The 14543-nt window shown below is 55.4% G+C and carries 17 protein-coding genes; 2 read left to right on the top strand and 15 right to left on the bottom strand.

The annotated features are described in order from the left end of the window. On the top strand, window positions 1–180 hold a 180-nt coding region (locus G565_RS27290), incomplete at its 5' end, for a hypothetical protein (RefSeq protein WP_028672229.1). A 30-nt stretch (window positions 181–210) separates the two neighbouring features. Further along, window positions 211–924 (top strand): transposase, encoded by a 714-nt coding sequence (locus G565_RS0118760; RefSeq protein ID WP_028672228.1) that lies wholly within the window; start codon window positions 211–213, stop codon window positions 922–924. Between the two features lie 323 nt (window positions 925–1247). Here the strand turns inward: G565_RS0118760 and G565_RS0118755 are convergent, their stop codons facing one another. The 15 genes from G565_RS0118755 to G565_RS24930 all read right to left on the bottom strand — a co-directional run. Continuing rightward, a complete protein-coding gene (locus tag G565_RS0118755; protein ID WP_028672227.1) occupies window positions 1248–1472 on the bottom strand; it encodes an RSP_7527 family protein in 225 nt (74 codons plus the stop codon). A gap of 182 nt (window positions 1473–1654) precedes the next feature. After that, complete coding sequence (locus G565_RS0118750) at window positions 1655–2248, bottom strand: HupE/UreJ family protein (RefSeq protein ID WP_037340303.1); 594 nt, start codon at window positions 2246–2248, stop codon at window positions 1655–1657. A 34-nt stretch (window positions 2249–2282) separates the two neighbouring features. Beyond that, window positions 2283–2945, bottom strand: coding sequence for an urease accessory protein UreG (gene ureG, locus G565_RS0118745; RefSeq protein ID WP_028672225.1), 663 nt, complete (start codon window positions 2943–2945; stop codon window positions 2283–2285). A 14-nt stretch (window positions 2946–2959) separates the two neighbouring features. Then, the gene (locus G565_RS0118740; RefSeq protein WP_245584217.1) at window positions 2960–3664 is read right to left on the bottom strand and encodes an urease accessory protein UreF; all 705 of its coding nucleotides are present in this window, start codon (window positions 3662–3664) and stop codon (window positions 2960–2962) included. After that, window positions 3618–4100 carry an urease accessory protein UreE gene (gene ureE / locus G565_RS0118735; RefSeq protein ID WP_028672223.1) on the bottom strand — a complete coding sequence of 161 codons (483 nt, stop codon included), beginning with the start codon at window positions 4098–4100 and terminating at the stop codon, window positions 3618–3620. The genes G565_RS0118740 and ureE overlap by 47 nt, the downstream gene beginning before the upstream one ends. A gap of 194 nt (window positions 4101–4294) precedes the next feature. Then, a complete protein-coding gene (gene ureC / locus G565_RS0118725; RefSeq protein WP_028672222.1) occupies window positions 4295–6001 on the bottom strand; it encodes an urease subunit alpha in 1707 nt (568 codons plus the stop codon). Continuing rightward, window positions 5998–6321 carry an urease subunit beta gene (locus G565_RS0118720; protein ID WP_028672221.1) on the bottom strand — a complete coding sequence of 108 codons (324 nt, stop codon included), beginning with the start codon at window positions 6319–6321 and terminating at the stop codon, window positions 5998–6000. The genes ureC and G565_RS0118720 overlap by 4 nt, the downstream gene beginning before the upstream one ends. Before the next feature lie 40 nt (window positions 6322–6361). Then, entirely contained in the window at window positions 6362–6664 is a 303-nt protein-coding gene (locus tag G565_RS0118715) for an urease subunit gamma (protein WP_028672220.1), read from the bottom strand. 239 nt (window positions 6665–6903) lie between these two features. Then, window positions 6904–7776, bottom strand: coding sequence for an urease accessory protein UreD (locus G565_RS0118710; RefSeq protein WP_028672219.1), 873 nt, complete (start codon window positions 7774–7776; stop codon window positions 6904–6906). Between the two features lie 10 nt (window positions 7777–7786). Further along, window positions 7787–8482 (bottom strand): urea ABC transporter ATP-binding subunit UrtE, encoded by a 696-nt coding sequence (gene urtE / locus G565_RS0118705; RefSeq protein WP_028672218.1) that lies wholly within the window; start codon window positions 8480–8482, stop codon window positions 7787–7789. Further along, window positions 8479–9312 (bottom strand): urea ABC transporter ATP-binding protein UrtD, encoded by an 834-nt coding sequence (gene urtD / locus G565_RS0118700; protein ID WP_028672217.1) that lies wholly within the window; start codon window positions 9310–9312, stop codon window positions 8479–8481. The genes urtE and urtD overlap by 4 nt, the downstream gene beginning before the upstream one ends. Then, window positions 9309–10460 (bottom strand): urea ABC transporter permease subunit UrtC, encoded by a 1152-nt coding sequence (gene urtC / locus G565_RS0118695; RefSeq protein WP_028672216.1) that lies wholly within the window; start codon window positions 10458–10460, stop codon window positions 9309–9311. Before urtC ends, urtD begins: the two co-directional genes overlap by 4 nt. After that, window positions 10457–12064 carry an urea ABC transporter permease subunit UrtB gene (urtB, locus tag G565_RS0118690; RefSeq protein ID WP_028672215.1) on the bottom strand — a complete coding sequence of 536 codons (1608 nt, stop codon included), beginning with the start codon at window positions 12062–12064 and terminating at the stop codon, window positions 10457–10459. The genes urtC and urtB overlap by 4 nt, the downstream gene beginning before the upstream one ends. Window positions 12065–12144: 80 nt before the next feature. After that, a complete protein-coding gene (gene urtA, locus G565_RS0118685; RefSeq protein WP_028672214.1) occupies window positions 12145–13431 on the bottom strand; it encodes an urea ABC transporter substrate-binding protein in 1287 nt (428 codons plus the stop codon). 209 nt (window positions 13432–13640) lie between these two features. After that, on the bottom strand, window positions 13641–14543 hold a 903-nt coding region (locus G565_RS24930), incomplete at its 5' end, for an IS256 family transposase (RefSeq protein ID WP_037340294.1).

Genomic DNA, 14543 nt, shown 5'->3' with positions numbered 1-14543 from the left:
AGAAAAACAGTGGCGCTTCTGAAGGTTAATATCAATGACTCTGACCCCATTGGTTCCAGCTACACCTACTACGGCCTAAGCGACGCCATCAACAGCGGGCAGGTGAAAACTCTCACCGCACCGGGCGGGCAACAAATCAATGGGGTCAGAGTCATTGATTTTACACAATGTACGATTTAAACTTTTCCTTAAGCCCTAAGGAGAAGCCTCATGGCACGTTTGCCTCGCCTTTATCTACCCGGCTGCGCCCAACATGTCGTTCAGCGTGGTAATAACCGGGATGCCTGCTTTTACGATGAAGCGGATTACAAGGCCTACCTGACTTTCCTGAAGGACTCAGCAGCCAAATACCAGGTTGCCATTCATGCCTTCGTGCTTATGACCAATCACGTCCACTTGCTGGTGACGCCTGGCGATGCGCAGGGTGTTGGCCGTATGATGCAAGCTCAGGGCCGTAAATATGTTCAGTATTTCAATTATACCTATGACCGTACCGGCACCTTGTGGGAGGGTCGGTACAAGTCGACACTGGTCGACGCCGACAATTATATGTTGACGGTTTATCGTTACATAGAGCTCAATCCTGTGCGTGCTCGCATGGTGTCCCATGCCTCGGAGTACCCCTGGTCCAGCTATCAGGGCAATGCATTGGGCAAGCCCATTCAGTTGCTGACACCGCATACTCTGTATAGCCGGTTAGGTAAAACCGACGTGGAACGACAAAGCGCCTACCGGGCCTTATTTCGCGGTAAGATGCCGGAGCGGGATTTGGTGGCGATACGGGAGTCAACCAACAAAGGGTGGGTACTGGGCGATGATCGGTTCAAGGCGCAAATCGAAGCCAAAACCGGGCGACGGTCAGCCCCCTTGGGGCGAGGTGGAGACAGGAAGTCGGTGGCGTTTCTGAAGACCGAAAATCAATGACTCTGACCCCATTGATAGGATTGTTCGTAGCTAGGCCTTTGCTGAAGCAGTCCCGAAAGCTGAGAACGGGTTAGGCACATAGTCGTTGGGTTCTGTCTGGTAGCGGTGGACCTACCATATGCTGAGGGCTAGGCTTCTGGTTAACCCGCTAGTTTAACGTCAGTCAAAGGTGTGGGTCAGAGGGGAGGGCAACGCTCCCAGTTGAAGATGATGTGGCGATATCGGGGTAAATAGGTAGGAAAGCAGAGTCAGGCTGGCGGGGAAGACTCGACGGTCAACCTGACGTTGGTTGGTCAATGCGGGGCTTTGTAAGCACCCTGAGATCAGGCATGACGCACGTAAGACGGAGCGCTGAAAACCTGACGTGTAGTACGGCGTAACCACTGTGCGATTTGCTGACCGCCAGCGCGGAAGGCTTCAGAACGCATGCGTTCAGCATTGCGAACATGGTAGGCCACTTCAGCGTCCGATACGGTGCCCCAGCGGGTTTGCTCAAGGGTTGTGTCGTTGTGGTGTGCATTGGTTAGAACAGCCGGGTTAATAAACATATGGGCGTCTCCTCTATGATTGAACACACTGGTTGGAGAAAGATGGAGCTGCCTCCAACCGAATGCCTATACCATAGGGTGAGCGCACCAGAGCCACAAACGATCAATTTTTGACCCATGGATGAACTGAATTCACCTACCGTAACTAAAAGCGATAATCGTCTAGGCTCTGAGCAGTGTGTTCAGGTGGCAACCAGTGCCAGACCACAGAGAGTGATAAAACCACCGGCCAGGCGGTGAATGCCCGGTATGAAACGCACACCAAGGCCGGCTACCAGGCCCACTCCGTGCAACGCTACCGTCGCCATAGCGAAACCCAGCGCATACCCTATCGCTGAGCTACCCATTGGCATTTCGCTGCCGTGAGCCAGGCCGTGAAAGACGGCAAAACTAGCGCATGAAGGTGCCGCGACAGCCAAACTGATTCGTCCACTACTGGCCAGCAGCACTCCGATCACGACAGACGAAGCCAAGACCATGGGCTCGGTGGCGACGAGCAACAGCGGGGCTGCCAAACCGGTTATCCCTAACGTGCCTCCCAGTACCATAGCGACGACAAACACCAGCGGAAGCTGCCACCGGGCCTGACCTCCGAGGTGCGCTGCCCAGAAGCCGACGGCCACCATGGCCAGCAAATGATCCAAACCACCCAGAGGGTGAGCGAGACCGAACGCAAAGCCGGTGCTGGAATGCCCCTCATGGGCGAGTGCGAAGCCTGGCAGCAGAGCGAGCAGGACCAAAAGGCACTTGACGATAGTCGATGTAAACCGGGGCATGGGAATTCTCCTTGTTAATCAAATAGAGTGAGCGTTAAACAACGGCTTTGGCGGGTGGCAATGTTTTAGCGTCGAGCATGCCTTCGCGCACAATGAACGCGATGATGTCATCCAACCCCTGGGCCGCTTTTAGATTACTGAACACAAAAGGCCGGTCGCCGCGCATGGTTTTGGCGTCACGGTCCATGACGGACAAGTCAGCACCGACGAGTGGGGCAAGGTCGGTTTTGTTGATGATCAGCAAGTCGGATTTGGTGATGCCCGGTCCGCCTTTACGAGGGATTTTGTCGCCAGCGGATACGTCGATCACATAGATTGTGAGGTCTGATAATTCCGGGCTGAAGGTTGCACTCAGGTTGTCGCCGCCACTTTCTACAAATACGAGATCCAGCTCGCCATGGCGCGCGGTCAGTTCATCGATGGCAGCCAGGTTCATGGAGGCGTCTTCCCGAATGGCCGTGTGTGGGCAGCCACCGGTTTCCACACCGATGATGCGATCGGCACTGAGCGCTTCGTGTTGGGTGAGGAACTTTGCGTCTTCCTGCGTATAGATATCGTTGGTGACGACGGCGATGTCGTAGTGCTCGCGCATGGCGGAGCACAGCGATCGCAATAAGGCCGTTTTGCCGGAGCCGACCGGGCCACCAACGCCGATCCGCAGGGTTTGTTTGGGGGCGTGTTGAGTCTGTGTATCCATGGGTGTGTCTCCCGTTATGATCTGAATAATCGGCTGTATTGGGTTTCGTGGTAGCAACTGGCGATGGCGAGTGCGGGCAGGCAGGCGCCTATGTTGTCATCATCCAGTGTGCCGGCTTGTTCAATGGCGTCAGGTATCAGTGGCTGTAACTCACCAAGCAAACGCTGGGCATCGGTTTGCCCGAGCGGAACCAGTTTGGTCGCGGCGGCGACCTGGTTTTCGAGCCAGGCCCAACTGAACCCGAGTGCGGCGGAGTGAAACGGAATTTTCCAGTGGGATGCCGCCACGGCATAGGCAATAACGAAGCTCAGCGGTTCAGTTGGTGCAAACGGTACCTCTATGTTCAGACTGCGCAGCAGACGCGCCAGCGCTTTACCCATGGCGGTATCGGTCAGTCGCAATTCCTCGGTTTCCCGACAGGCCAGAGCTAGGTCGTTCCAGTGGTTCAGGGCAATGAGGTCGGGTTTGTTTGCACTGAGCATGGCCCGTTGCAACACGGGCAGGTCGAGCCGACCCAGGCCTTCGGTTAACTGAACGCTCAGTGCATCGAATGCATCCGCCTTTGAAGTAATCCAACCCAGTTCGATACTGCTTTCTAGCCCCTGTGAGAATGCAAAGCCCCCCACAGGCAAGCTGACGCTGCTAAGCTGTAAAAGGCGTAGCAAGTTGGCATCAGTCAGCATGGGCGTGGCCGTGTGAAGCATGATGAGAATGGCCATGCGAAGTGCCCGGCGCATACGCACCGGATTCCGGTTTGAACACGGCTTCGCCAGCTTTAACGGTTAAGCCTTGTTGTATCAGCATGGCTTCAAGCACGTGGTCGGGCCGTATTCGCAACCAGCGGTCACCCACTTCCACTTTCACATGCCGGTTACCCAGGTGATAGCAAGCTTTGGCGAAGGTCTCCCAGTCATCGCAGGTGGCTTCGCTGACCGGTTCGATGGCGCCTGCAACTTGAACGTTCTTACCGCAATCGCTTTTCAGTATTTCGCCGACGTCCAGTGTTTTTCCGCGCTCGAGAAATACCTGAATTTCTTCGCCGTCGTCACAGGTTGCACGCAGCCGACCTTTCTCGCGTTGGTCGTGAGTCAGGGTTAGGCGGGCATCTATCGAAACCGGTGATACGGTACCTAGCCGTTGATGAATCGTTAGCATGGTGCATTCCTTCCAAATTAGAGTTTGAATATCGGTTGGTGGCCCTGGTCCGCGGCGACTACCGGTGGTGCCTCTGCGGGGTCGGCGTGAATCCGTCCATGGAGCCTAGACCGCAGCATCCATGCTGCGGACTTCCCCGCAGAGGCACCACCGGCATCCGCCGCTAGCATTGTCCTGTACCAGAATGTTCAGTATTAAAACAAACAATATCTCTGAGCCAGCGGCAGTTCGGTTGCGGGCTCACAGGTCAGCAGTTTTCCATCAGCGCGGACTTCATAAGTTTGCGGGTCGACGCTGATGTCCGGTTGCCAGTCGTTCAGGATCATGTCGGCTTTGGTGAGCGATCGGGTGTTCTTGCACGCGACCAAGGTGCGTTGCAATCCGAGTGTTTCACCAATGCCATTGTCGATGGCGGCCTGGGTGGTAAAGCTGACGCTGAGTTTCGCCGGTGCCTGGCCAAAGCTGCCGAACATGGGGCGGTAGTGCATTGGCTGTGGCGTTGGTATTGAAGCATTCGGGTCGCCCATGGGCGCGGCTGCGATCATGCCGCCTTTAATAATCAGCGACGGTTTGATGCCAAAGAAGGCTGGTTTCCATAAAACCAGGTCAGCCAGTTTTCCGGTTTCGATGGAGCCCACTTCGTGAGCAATGCCGTGCGTGATGGCTGGGTTGATGGTGTACTTGGCGATGTAGCGGCGCGCTCTGAAGTTGTCGGTTCCCCGGTCGAGATCTTCGGCCAGCAAGCCACGTTGTTTCTTCATCTTATCCGCGGTTTGCCAGGTGCGGGTGATGACTTCACCGACTCGGCCCATGGCTTGTGAATCCGATGCAATCATGCTGAAGGCGCCGAGGTCGTGGAACAGGTCTTCGGCGGCGATGGTTTCCTTGCGAATGCGCGAATCGGCAAAGGCGACGTCTTCGGGGATTTTTGAATCCAGGTGGTGGCACACCATCAGCATGTCGAGGTGTTCATCAACGGTGTTGATGGTGTAAGGCCGTGTTGGGTTGGTGGACGAGGGCAGCACATTGGAATGCGCGCACGCTTTGATGATGTCCGGTGCGTGGCCACCACCAGCGCCTTCGGTGTGGTAAGTGTGAATCACCCGGCCCTTGAACGCAGCAATGGTGTCATCAACAAAGCCGCTTTCGTTCAGGGTGTCGGTGTGGATCGCGACCTGAACATCATACCGCTCTGCAACGCCAAGACAGGTGTCGATGGCCGCTGGTGTCGTGCCCCAGTCTTCGTGAAGTTTTAACCCGCATGCTCCTGCTTCCAGCTGTTCTTCCAGTGCAAGCGGCTGGCTAGCATTGCCTTTACCCATGAAGCCGAGGTTCATGGGCAGTGAATCGGTAGCTTGCAGCATTTTCCCAATGTACCAGGGGCCTGGTGTACAGGTGGTGGCGTTGGTGCCAGTAGCAGGTCCGGTGCCGCCACCGAGCATGGTGGTGACGCCGGACATCAGCGCTTCTTCAATTTGTTGCGGGCAAATAAAGTGAATGTGAGCGTCGATGCCGCCGGCGGTCAGAATTGAGCCCTCGCCAGCAATGACCTCGGTACCTGGGCCGATGATGATATCGACGTTGTCTTGTACGTCCGGGTTGCCGGCTTTGCCGAGCAGGGCAATGCGGCCGTTGTTGATGCCGACGTCGGTTTTTACGATGCCCCAGTGGTCGAGTACGATGGCGTTGGTGATCACTAGGTCCATGGCGATATCGCATCCGGCCTGGCTTTGGCCCATGCCGTCACGAATGACTTTTCCGCCGCCAAATTTAACTTCGTCGCCGTAGGTGGTGCTGTCGGATTCGACTTCGATCCACAAATCGGTATCGCCGAGACGCAATCGGTCGCCGGTGGTGGGGCCAAACATCTGGGCGTAGGTTGTGCGGTCCATCGTGGTCATTGTGCGGCCTCCTGATCCAGTGAGCCCATCACCTCTCCCCGAAAGCCATAGACGGATCGCAGGCCGGCGTAGGCGACCAGTTCAACCGTGCGGCTCTGACCCGGTTCAAATCGCACGGCGGTGCCTGCGGCGATGTTGAGCCGGTATCCACGAGCGGCGGTCCGGTCGAACGATAGGGCCGGGTTGGTCTCGGCAAAGTGATAGTGCGAGCCGACTTGCACCGGGCGGTCGCCGGTGTTCTCGACACGGACTTCCAGGGTGGGGCGGCCGGCATTCAAGGTGATGGTTCCTTCGGCGACCTGAATTTCTCCGGGTATCATAACGGGCCTCTCCTGTGTTGGGTCCGGCTTGAGGTGCCGGTTATATTATTGGGTTGTGCACGGTGACAAGCTTGGTGCCGTCGGGAAAGGTGGCTTCGATTTGCACCTCGGTAATCAAATCGGCTATGCCGTCCATAACTTGGTCGGCACTGAGCCATGTCTTTCCTTCACCCATCAGTTCGGCCACGGTTTTGCCATCCCGCGCGCCTTCCAGAATGTTCATGCTTAGATAGGCAATTGCTTCCGGGTAGTTCAGTTTTACTCCGCGGTTGAGGCGACGTTCGGCCAACAATGCCGCGGTAAAAACCAGCAGTTTGTCTTTTTCTCTTGGCAGTAATTCCACTTTTGCCTCCTAGTGTTTTTGCCCTTGGTTCGTGCCGGTGACCCGGGATACCCGAGTGGGGTCGCCGTAAATACGTCCATGTAGGCTTAACTTCGTGATAGAAATCCCATCCTTTGGATTTCCCCTACGGGCTCGCTGCGCTCATGCTAAAAAGCTCCTGGCTTTTTAGTCCATGCCTCAGATACCCCCACTCGGGTATCCCGGGCCACCAGCACTGGCTTTGTGGTTGTTTGTTGAATTTATGTCGTCCAAATTCTTGGCTCACATGCCGGTCGATCGCACAGCTGTTTTCTAATGGGCGACCAGCATCGAATAAACAATTTCTTCACTGGTTCAGCCCGGTTCTCCAGTGCACGGATGACAAGATAGCGGCCGACTTGAGTCACCCCTGCCAACCCTGAAAACTCAGCACACTGGATTCGCAATTCCGAAAGTGATTCTTCTGAAAAGGGTTCTTTAAACGGACCTGCAACCATGAACCCGTTAACGCTGTGTTCCCGCAAGCCAACGCTACCGTTCAACGCTGTTCGGTTTTTATCGGACAGGTGCAGATGTTCACGCAATGCTATTCGGCCGTTTTCAATAATCTGAATGCGTTGACTGACTTCGCCCGAGTCAAAGGGTTGCTGGCTGGCGGGTAGGCCCAGGCAGGTGATGTCCCAGCCAATGAATCGAGCGCCTTCATCCAACTGAATGTCGGTGTCCAGCCGGGCGCGGGCGTTGGGGTACAGCAGCGTTTCCTGGGGCAACCATTCGAGGGTTGCATTCTTGTTGGCGCTCAGTGCGATGTGCTGGTGTTGCAGGGTTCTGTCGGGTCTCGCCTTGTAGGCCCGACCGGCGCCGGGGGTCGTGAGCAAGGCATGGGTATTGTCTTCAGCACGCACGGCAATCTGCAAGTGATCACCCGATACCAAACCGCCGGGCGGGTGCAGCAGGTAGACGTGTGCGCACTCCGGGCCCTCGGGGTAGAAAGGCTTTTGCACATACAGCGGGCCCTGGTGTTCGCATTGGGCAAGCTGGGTACCGCGAGCGCCGTGTCTGAAGCCGAGGGTTAACCAGGCGGCCCATTGTGAGGCTTGTGTGGTTTGCGGTATCTGTACCCGACTGTTCATGCTGGCACCTTCACACTGCCAGGTGCTGACGAATCAGCTGGTCGTTGAGATTGGCCATTTGGTCACTGGCAACGACGCGGCCTTTTTCTATCAGCCGGAATTCTTGACCGACACGACGTGCGAAACCGAGCTTTTGTTCGACGAGAACCACCGTCAGCCCATCTTCCTGATTCAGCTTTTGAATCACATCGCCAATCTGGGCAACGATGTTGGGTTGAATGCCTTCATTCGGTTCATCGAGAATCAATACCTTCGGGTCGATCACCAGGGCACGTCCGATGGCCAGTTGCTGTTGCTGACCACCGGATAAGTCGCCACCGCGCCGGTGCAGCATGTCGTGCAACACTGGAAACAGGTCGAAGATTTTGTCCGGGATGGTTTTGGCTTTATCCGCCCGTGCGCCAAGACCAATACGCAGATTCTCTTCCACGCTGAGCATGGGGAAAATGTCGCGGCCCTGAGGCACATACCCAATGCCCAGACGCGCTCGAGCGTCGGCCGGCTTTTTATGCAAAGCTTCTCCGGCCAGTGTGATCTCTCCACTGCTGATTGGGAGTAACCCCATCAGGCATTTAAGCAGGGTGGTTTTGCCAACGCCGTTGCGGCCCATGATGCAGGTGCACCGACCTTCGGGTATGTCGAGATCAAGATCCCACAGTATGTGGGTACCGCCATAGCGCTGGTTGACCTGGTTCAGTGTGATCATGCTTCTTCTCCCAGGTAGACCTGAATCACATTAGGGTTGCTCTGTATTTCATCCATGCTGCCTTCGGCGAGTACCGAGCCCTGGTGCAAAACGGTGACGGTGCGGGCGATGCTGCGTACGAATTCCATGTCGTGTTCGACCACAACCACTGTGTGTTTGCCAGCGAGCGAGGTCAGCAGTTCCGCGGTGCGTTCTGTTTCCTCTGCAGTCATGCCGGCTACCGGCTCATCGATCAGCAGTAACCGGGGTTCCGAGACCAGGAGCATTCCAATTTCTAGCCACTGTTTTTGACCGTGGGACAACGCTCCGGCTTGTTGGAAGCGCATGTCGGTAAGTCCGATAGTAGCGAGTACGTCGTCAATGCGATCAATCTCGGACGGACTGAGTCTTGCCAGTAGCGTGGGGAGCAACCGCTTGTTGCTTTTCAGTGCCAGCTCCAGGTTGTCGAAAACGGTTTGCGCTTCGAACACGGTAGGTTTTTGAAACTTTCGGCCTATGCCTAGCTCGGCGATGTCCGCTTCGCTGTAGTTGAGCAAATTGATGGTCTGCCCAAAGTAGGCTGTGCCGGAGTCGCATTGGGTTTTGCCGGTAATCACATCCATTAGGGTGGTCTTACCGGCACCGTTGGCACCGATCAGGCAACGCAGTTCACCATCGTTGATGTAGAGGTTCAGGTTGTTTAGCGCCTTAAACCCATCGAAGCTCAGGTTCAAATCTTCAATGTAGAGAATGACGTTTTTGTCGACATTGATGCCTGCGGCAGCTGGCTGCAAAAAAGGCCAGACCTGGTCGCGTCGCATCAATTCGGAAGCAGAATTCTTCGCCATCATGACGTTGCCTCCTTGTTAGGGGGGTGTTGGTCTGTTTGATCGCGTTTCCAGGAGGTGCTGAGTTGGCCATACAAACCCGCCAGGCCTTTGGGCAATAACAGGGTAACCAGAACAAAAAGCGCGCCGAGCATGAATAGCCAGCCATCGGGCATTAATGCGGTGAATCGTGTTTTGGCGTAGTTGACGAGCAATGCGCCAATCACCGCGCCGTACAAGGTGCCCCGGCCACCGACAGCCACCCAGACCACGATTTCAATGGAGTTCAGTGGCGCAAATTCGCCCGGGTTGATGATGCCGACCTGTGGCACGTAGAGGGCACCGGCGATGCCGGCAATCATGGCCGAGTACACGAACAGGGCGACTTTGTACCGGTCGGTCCGGTAACCCAGAAAGCGCACTCTCGGTTCACCGTCGCGAATGGCTTCGATCACCTTGCCAAAGCGGGTTTTCAGCACCCAGTGGGTGAGCGTGAACAACCCGGCCAGAATCAGGGCGGTACTGATCAACAGCGCAACCCGGGTTGTGTCGGCCTGCAAACTGAAGCCAAGCAGGTCTTTGAAGTCGGTGAGCCCGTTGTTGCCGCCAAAACCCATTTCGTTGCGGAAGAAGGCGAGCATCAATGCATAGGTCAGTGCCTGAGTAATGATCGACAAATAGACGCCGGTCACCCGTGAATGAAAGGCCAGCCAGCCGAACACAAAGGCAAGCAAGCCTGGCACCAGTAAGACCATCAGCATGGCGAACCAGAACTGGTCCATCCCGAGCCAGTACCAGGGCAGTACATCCCAGTCGAGAAATACCATGAAGTCGGGCAGTACCGGGTCGCCATACACTCCCCTGCTTCCGATTTGGCGCATCAGGTACATGCCCATGGCATAACCGCCGAGTGCAAAGAAGGCGCCGTGACCCAGGCTAAGAATGCCACAGTAGCCCCAGACAATGTCCACGGCCAGAGCGAGCATGGCGAAACTCAGGTATTTGCCGAGCAATGTAATGGTGTAAGTCGATACATGCAGTGCCGACTCGGGCGGAAACCAGAGGTTGCCCACTGCGGCCAACGCAGTCAGCCCAAGCAAAATGGTGACAAAGGGCAACACCGGGCTGCCGAGACTGTTGCGCCGGGATAGAAACGTTTGCCAGAGAGTCATTCAGAGGCCCTCCCGCGTTGTGGGAACAAACCTTTGGGTCGTTTCTGAATAAACAGGATGATGAAGACCAGTACCAGAATGCTCGCCAGAACGGTGCCGGTAATCGGCTCCAGAAATTTGTTGGCTATGCCGAGCGTAAAGGCCGCGACCAGCGTGCCGAGCAAATTGCCGACACCGCCAAACACGACGACCATGAAAGAGTCGATGATGTAGGCCTGGCCAAGATTCGGACCGACGTTTGTCAGCTGGCTAAGGGCAACGCCGCCAATACCGGCAATGCCTGAACCCAGGCCAAAGGTCAGCGCATCGACACGGTCGGTTTTGATGCCCATGGCTTTTGCCATGTCCCGGTTCTGCGACACAGCTCGAACGTATAATCCAAGCGCTGTTTTTTTCATGATCAGCAACAGCGCGACAAAGACGATGAGTGCGAAGATCAGAATGGTCAGGCGATTGTAAGTCAGTGACAGCACCGGGTTAATTTCCAGTGAGCCGCTCATCCAGTCCGGTGCGGCAACGCGACGGTTGAGTGGCGAAAACACCGTACGTACCAGTTGCTGAAGAATCAGGCTGATACCAAAGGTTGCGAGCAGTGTTTCCAGCGGGCGACCATGCAGAAAGCGTATGACGCAGCGTTCGATCAAAATGCCGAACAGTCCGGCAACAATGAATGCAGCCGGAATGGCCACCCAGATTGAATAGTTAATGTAACCAGGCATCAGTAACTGCACCACGTAAGTGGTGTAGGCACCCAGCATCAGCATTTCGCCGTGCGCCATGTTGATCACGCCCATCACACCAAAGGTAATGGCGAGGCCGATGGCGGCAAGCAATAGCACCGAGCCGAGGCTCAGCCCAAAAAACAGTTGGTCGACGTAACCGTAGAACGTCACCTTGCCATCAATTTTCTTCAAAGCTTCTGTTGCGGCGTCTTGAACAGCGGGATCTTCAGCGTCGCGTTCGAGACTGAACAGGAGGTTGCGGGCGCTGGGTTCGAGGCTTTCGGACAGTTTGTCTATGGCCGTGATTTTAGCCGCAGTTGAGTCGCCGGATTCAGCACTGTACATAGCCAGCGCCAGATCGATGGAGGCGAGAACAGATCGGTTGTCTTCTTCGGTGCGCAATCGTGTCAACTCGGCGGCGGTTGAAGGTTGCAGGTTATCGAGCAATGACAATACGGCGGCCTTGCGCAGCTCCGGGTTCGGGCTGGTCAGTTGCAAGCGGCCTATGGCACTGGTCAGGTAATTGCGCAGGTTGTTGTTAACGCGAATCTTTGTAACGTCGCGTCGGCCCAGCGGGTCAATCGCTGTACCGGTAGAGAATTCGGTGTACTGATCGGTGCCATTGATGTCGATGATGGAGATCAACGCCTGGTCGGCTTTGCGAAAGTTCAGATTACCGTCGAGCAAGGTTTTAAACAGAACCAGAACGTCTGGATGTTCGGTCGCTTCGATCTGTTCAAGAATGGGTTGAGTGGTGTTGAGGTTGGCCTCGGTCAGCTCAATTAGCAGGTCTTCATAAGACGGGGTCGTTTCGGTTTCGGCCATCGTCTGGGTTGACCACAGCGCGAGCCAACACCCGAGCATCAGCAGGGCTTGTTTCATGGCATCCTCCGCACGCAAAGAAAAGAAGGGCGGCGAACCGCCCAAAGGAGAGTGGGTGCCAGGCACCCGGAGTCATCGAATCAGTACACGGTGCCGGAACAAGTACCCGTTTCTGTGTTGTAGTTGCCGCACTTAAGCGGCGGTGCCCAATCGGCCAGCAACATTCTTGATCCTGGCAGGAAGTCAGACCAGGCATCACCCGGTACCACACCAGCTGTCTGCCAGACGATTTCGAACTGGCCGTCATCCTGAATCTCGCCGATCAGTACTGGCTTGCTCAGGTGGTGGTTTTTGTTCATTACCGCCGTGCCGCCGGTCAGGTTGGCAACGGTCTGGCCGATCATGGCTTGCTCAACCGCATCAACGTCAGTAGTGCCGGCCAGTTCAACCGCTTGTACCCACATTTTGAAACCGATGTAGGTGGCTTCCATTGGGTCGTTGGTAACGCGATCTTCATCGCCAATGTAGGCATGCCACATGTCGATGAAGTCGTAGTTGGCGTCGGCATCAACGCTTTGGAAGTAGTTCCAGGCAGCGAGGTGGCCCACGAGCGGAGAGGTGTCGAAACCCGACAGTTCTTCTTCACCGACCGAGAATGCAATGACCGGAATGTCACCGGAGGAAACGCCCTGGTTGCCCAGTTCTTTGTAGAACGGCACGTTGGCATCGCCGTTGATGGTGGAGACCACAGCGGTTTTTTTGCCAGCGCTACCGAAGGTTTTTATGTCGGAAACAATCGACTGCCAGTCGGAATGCGAGAACGGCGTGTAATTGATCATGATGTCTTCTTCGGCCACACCCAGGTCCATCAGGTAGGCTTCCAGAATCTTGTTGGTCGTGCGCGGGTAGACGTAGTCGGTTCCGGCCAGAACCCAGCGCTCGACACCCAGTTCATTGCGCAGGTAGTCGACGGCAGGAATGGCTTGCTGGTTCGGTGCAGCGCCCGTGTAGAAAACGTTTCTGGATGACTCTTCACCTTCATACTGAACTGGGTAGAACATCAGGCCGTTCAGTTCTTCCAGAACCGGCAAAACGGATTTGCGTGAGACCGACGTCCAGCTGCCGAAAATCACGTCGACTTCTTCCTGCGTCAGCAGCTCACGGGCTTTCTCGGCAAACAGCGGCCAGTTTGAAGCCGGGTCAACTACAACCGCTTCCAGTGGACGACCCAACAGGCCACCGGCTTCGTTTTGCTGTTCAACCATCATCAGCACGGTGTCTTTCAGTGTGGTCTCGCTGATGGCCATGGTGCCGGACAGTGAGTGCAGCACCCCGACCTTAATCGGATCTTCTGCAATGGCAGCGGTGCTCAATACAGTGGACGCCACGGCAAAGGTGAGGCCCTGGAGTATGGGTTTGAGTGTCATGTTGTCTTCCCCCTGGTGTGTGTTCGATTCGGATCGGTGACGGTGTGTCATCAGGATCGATTGTTGAACAGCAGGGTGCGAGACGGTATGGGGTGGATGGCGGTGGCGTCTACGTCATTTAACGTATAGACAAGGGGAGGCGTGGACTTTGTGGTTGAATGTTGAACTCAATCCTAGACCCTGTAAATATTTCTGTGTAACTGCCGAAGTTAACGGTAGTCCGCCAAGCGGTCTTCAAACTCGATCATAAAACGATTTAGGGCTTGCTTCCAGTTGCGTATTGGCATGGTCCATTTCTTTGATGCTTCGTGAATCGCCAGGTAGATAACTTTTACAGCTGAATCATCCGTAGGGAACAGTTTGCGCTTTTTGACGGCCTTGCGGATGACGCTGTTGAGTGACTCTATCGCGTTCGTCGTATAAATCACTTTGCGAATGTCTTCCGGGTAGCTAAATATCGTGTTGAGGTTCTGCCAGTGCGCTCGCCATGAACGACTGATTTGAGGGTACTGCTCGTCCCACCGGTCTGAGAACTGATCCAGGGCCTGCAGGGCTTCATCCTCGGTGGCTGATTGATAGATACGCTTCAAATCCGCAGTGACTGGCTTGTAGTCTTTCCATGGCACGTACTTCACCGAATTACGCACCATATGGACGATACAGAGCTGGATTCGGGTGTCAGGATAGGCCGCGCTTATGGCGTCAGGGAAGCCTTTCAGGCCATCCACGCAGGCGATCAGAATATCCTTCACACCGCGATTCTGGAGCTCTGTTAGAACGTTGAGCCAGAACTTGGCCCCTTCGTTCTCGGATAACCACAGCCCCAGTAGCTCCTTGTGTCCCTCCATGTTGACGCCAAGGGCTAGGTAGATGGCTTTGTTGATTACCTTCTTATCCTGGCGAATTTTGACGACGATGCAATCCAGATAAACGATGGGGTATACCGCATCCAGCGGCCGGGATTGCCACTCAACTACTTGCTCAATTACTGCATCGGTGACTTTCGAAATTAAGGCTGCTGAAACATCGGCGCCGTACATCTCTTTGAAGGTTGTGACGATCTCGCGGGTCGACATGCCCTGGGCGTAAAGGAACAGGATCTTGTCGTCCAT

This window comes from Saccharospirillum impatiens DSM 12546 (assembly GCF_000423605.1).
Taxonomy (GTDB): Bacteria; Pseudomonadota; Gammaproteobacteria; order Pseudomonadales; family Natronospirillaceae; genus Saccharospirillum; species Saccharospirillum impatiens.
This window is presented reverse-complemented; position numbering and strand designations above follow the sequence as displayed.

Excerpts from the sequence above, each read along its gene's own strand:
- G565_RS0118760 (WP_028672228.1), top strand. The coding sequence starts at position 211 with ATGGCACGTTTGCCTCGCCTTTATCTACCCGGCTGCGCCCAACATGTC.
- G565_RS0118755 (WP_028672227.1), bottom strand. The coding sequence starts at position 1,472 with ATGTTTATTAACCCGGCTGTTCTAACCAATGCACACCACAACGACACA.
- G565_RS0118750 (WP_037340303.1), bottom strand. The coding sequence starts at position 2,248 with ATGCCCCGGTTTACATCGACTATCGTCAAGTGCCTTTTGGTCCTGCTC.
- ureG (WP_028672225.1), bottom strand. The coding sequence starts at position 2,945 with ATGGATACACAGACTCAACACGCCCCCAAACAAACCCTGCGGATCGGC.
- G565_RS0118740 (WP_245584217.1), bottom strand. The coding sequence starts at position 3,664 with ATGGCCATTCTCATCATGCTTCACACGGCCACGCCCATGCTGACTGAT.
- ureE (WP_028672223.1), bottom strand. The coding sequence starts at position 4,100 with ATGCTAACGATTCATCAACGGCTAGGTACCGTATCACCGGTTTCGATA.
- ureC (WP_028672222.1), bottom strand. The coding sequence starts at position 6,001 with ATGACCACGATGGACCGCACAACCTACGCCCAGATGTTTGGCCCCACC.
- G565_RS0118720 (WP_028672221.1), bottom strand. The coding sequence starts at position 6,321 with ATGATACCCGGAGAAATTCAGGTCGCCGAAGGAACCATCACCTTGAAT.
- G565_RS0118710 (WP_028672219.1), bottom strand. The coding sequence starts at position 7,776 with ATGAACAGTCGGGTACAGATACCGCAAACCACACAAGCCTCACAATGG.
- urtE (WP_028672218.1), bottom strand. The coding sequence starts at position 8,482 with ATGATCACACTGAACCAGGTCAACCAGCGCTATGGCGGTACCCACATA.
- urtD (WP_028672217.1), bottom strand. The coding sequence starts at position 9,312 with ATGATGGCGAAGAATTCTGCTTCCGAATTGATGCGACGCGACCAGGTC.
- urtC (WP_028672216.1), bottom strand. The coding sequence starts at position 10,460 with ATGACTCTCTGGCAAACGTTTCTATCCCGGCGCAACAGTCTCGGCAGC.
- urtB (WP_028672215.1), bottom strand. The coding sequence starts at position 12,064 with ATGAAACAAGCCCTGCTGATGCTCGGGTGTTGGCTCGCGCTGTGGTCA.
- urtA (WP_028672214.1), bottom strand. The coding sequence starts at position 13,431 with ATGACACTCAAACCCATACTCCAGGGCCTCACCTTTGCCGTGGCGTCC.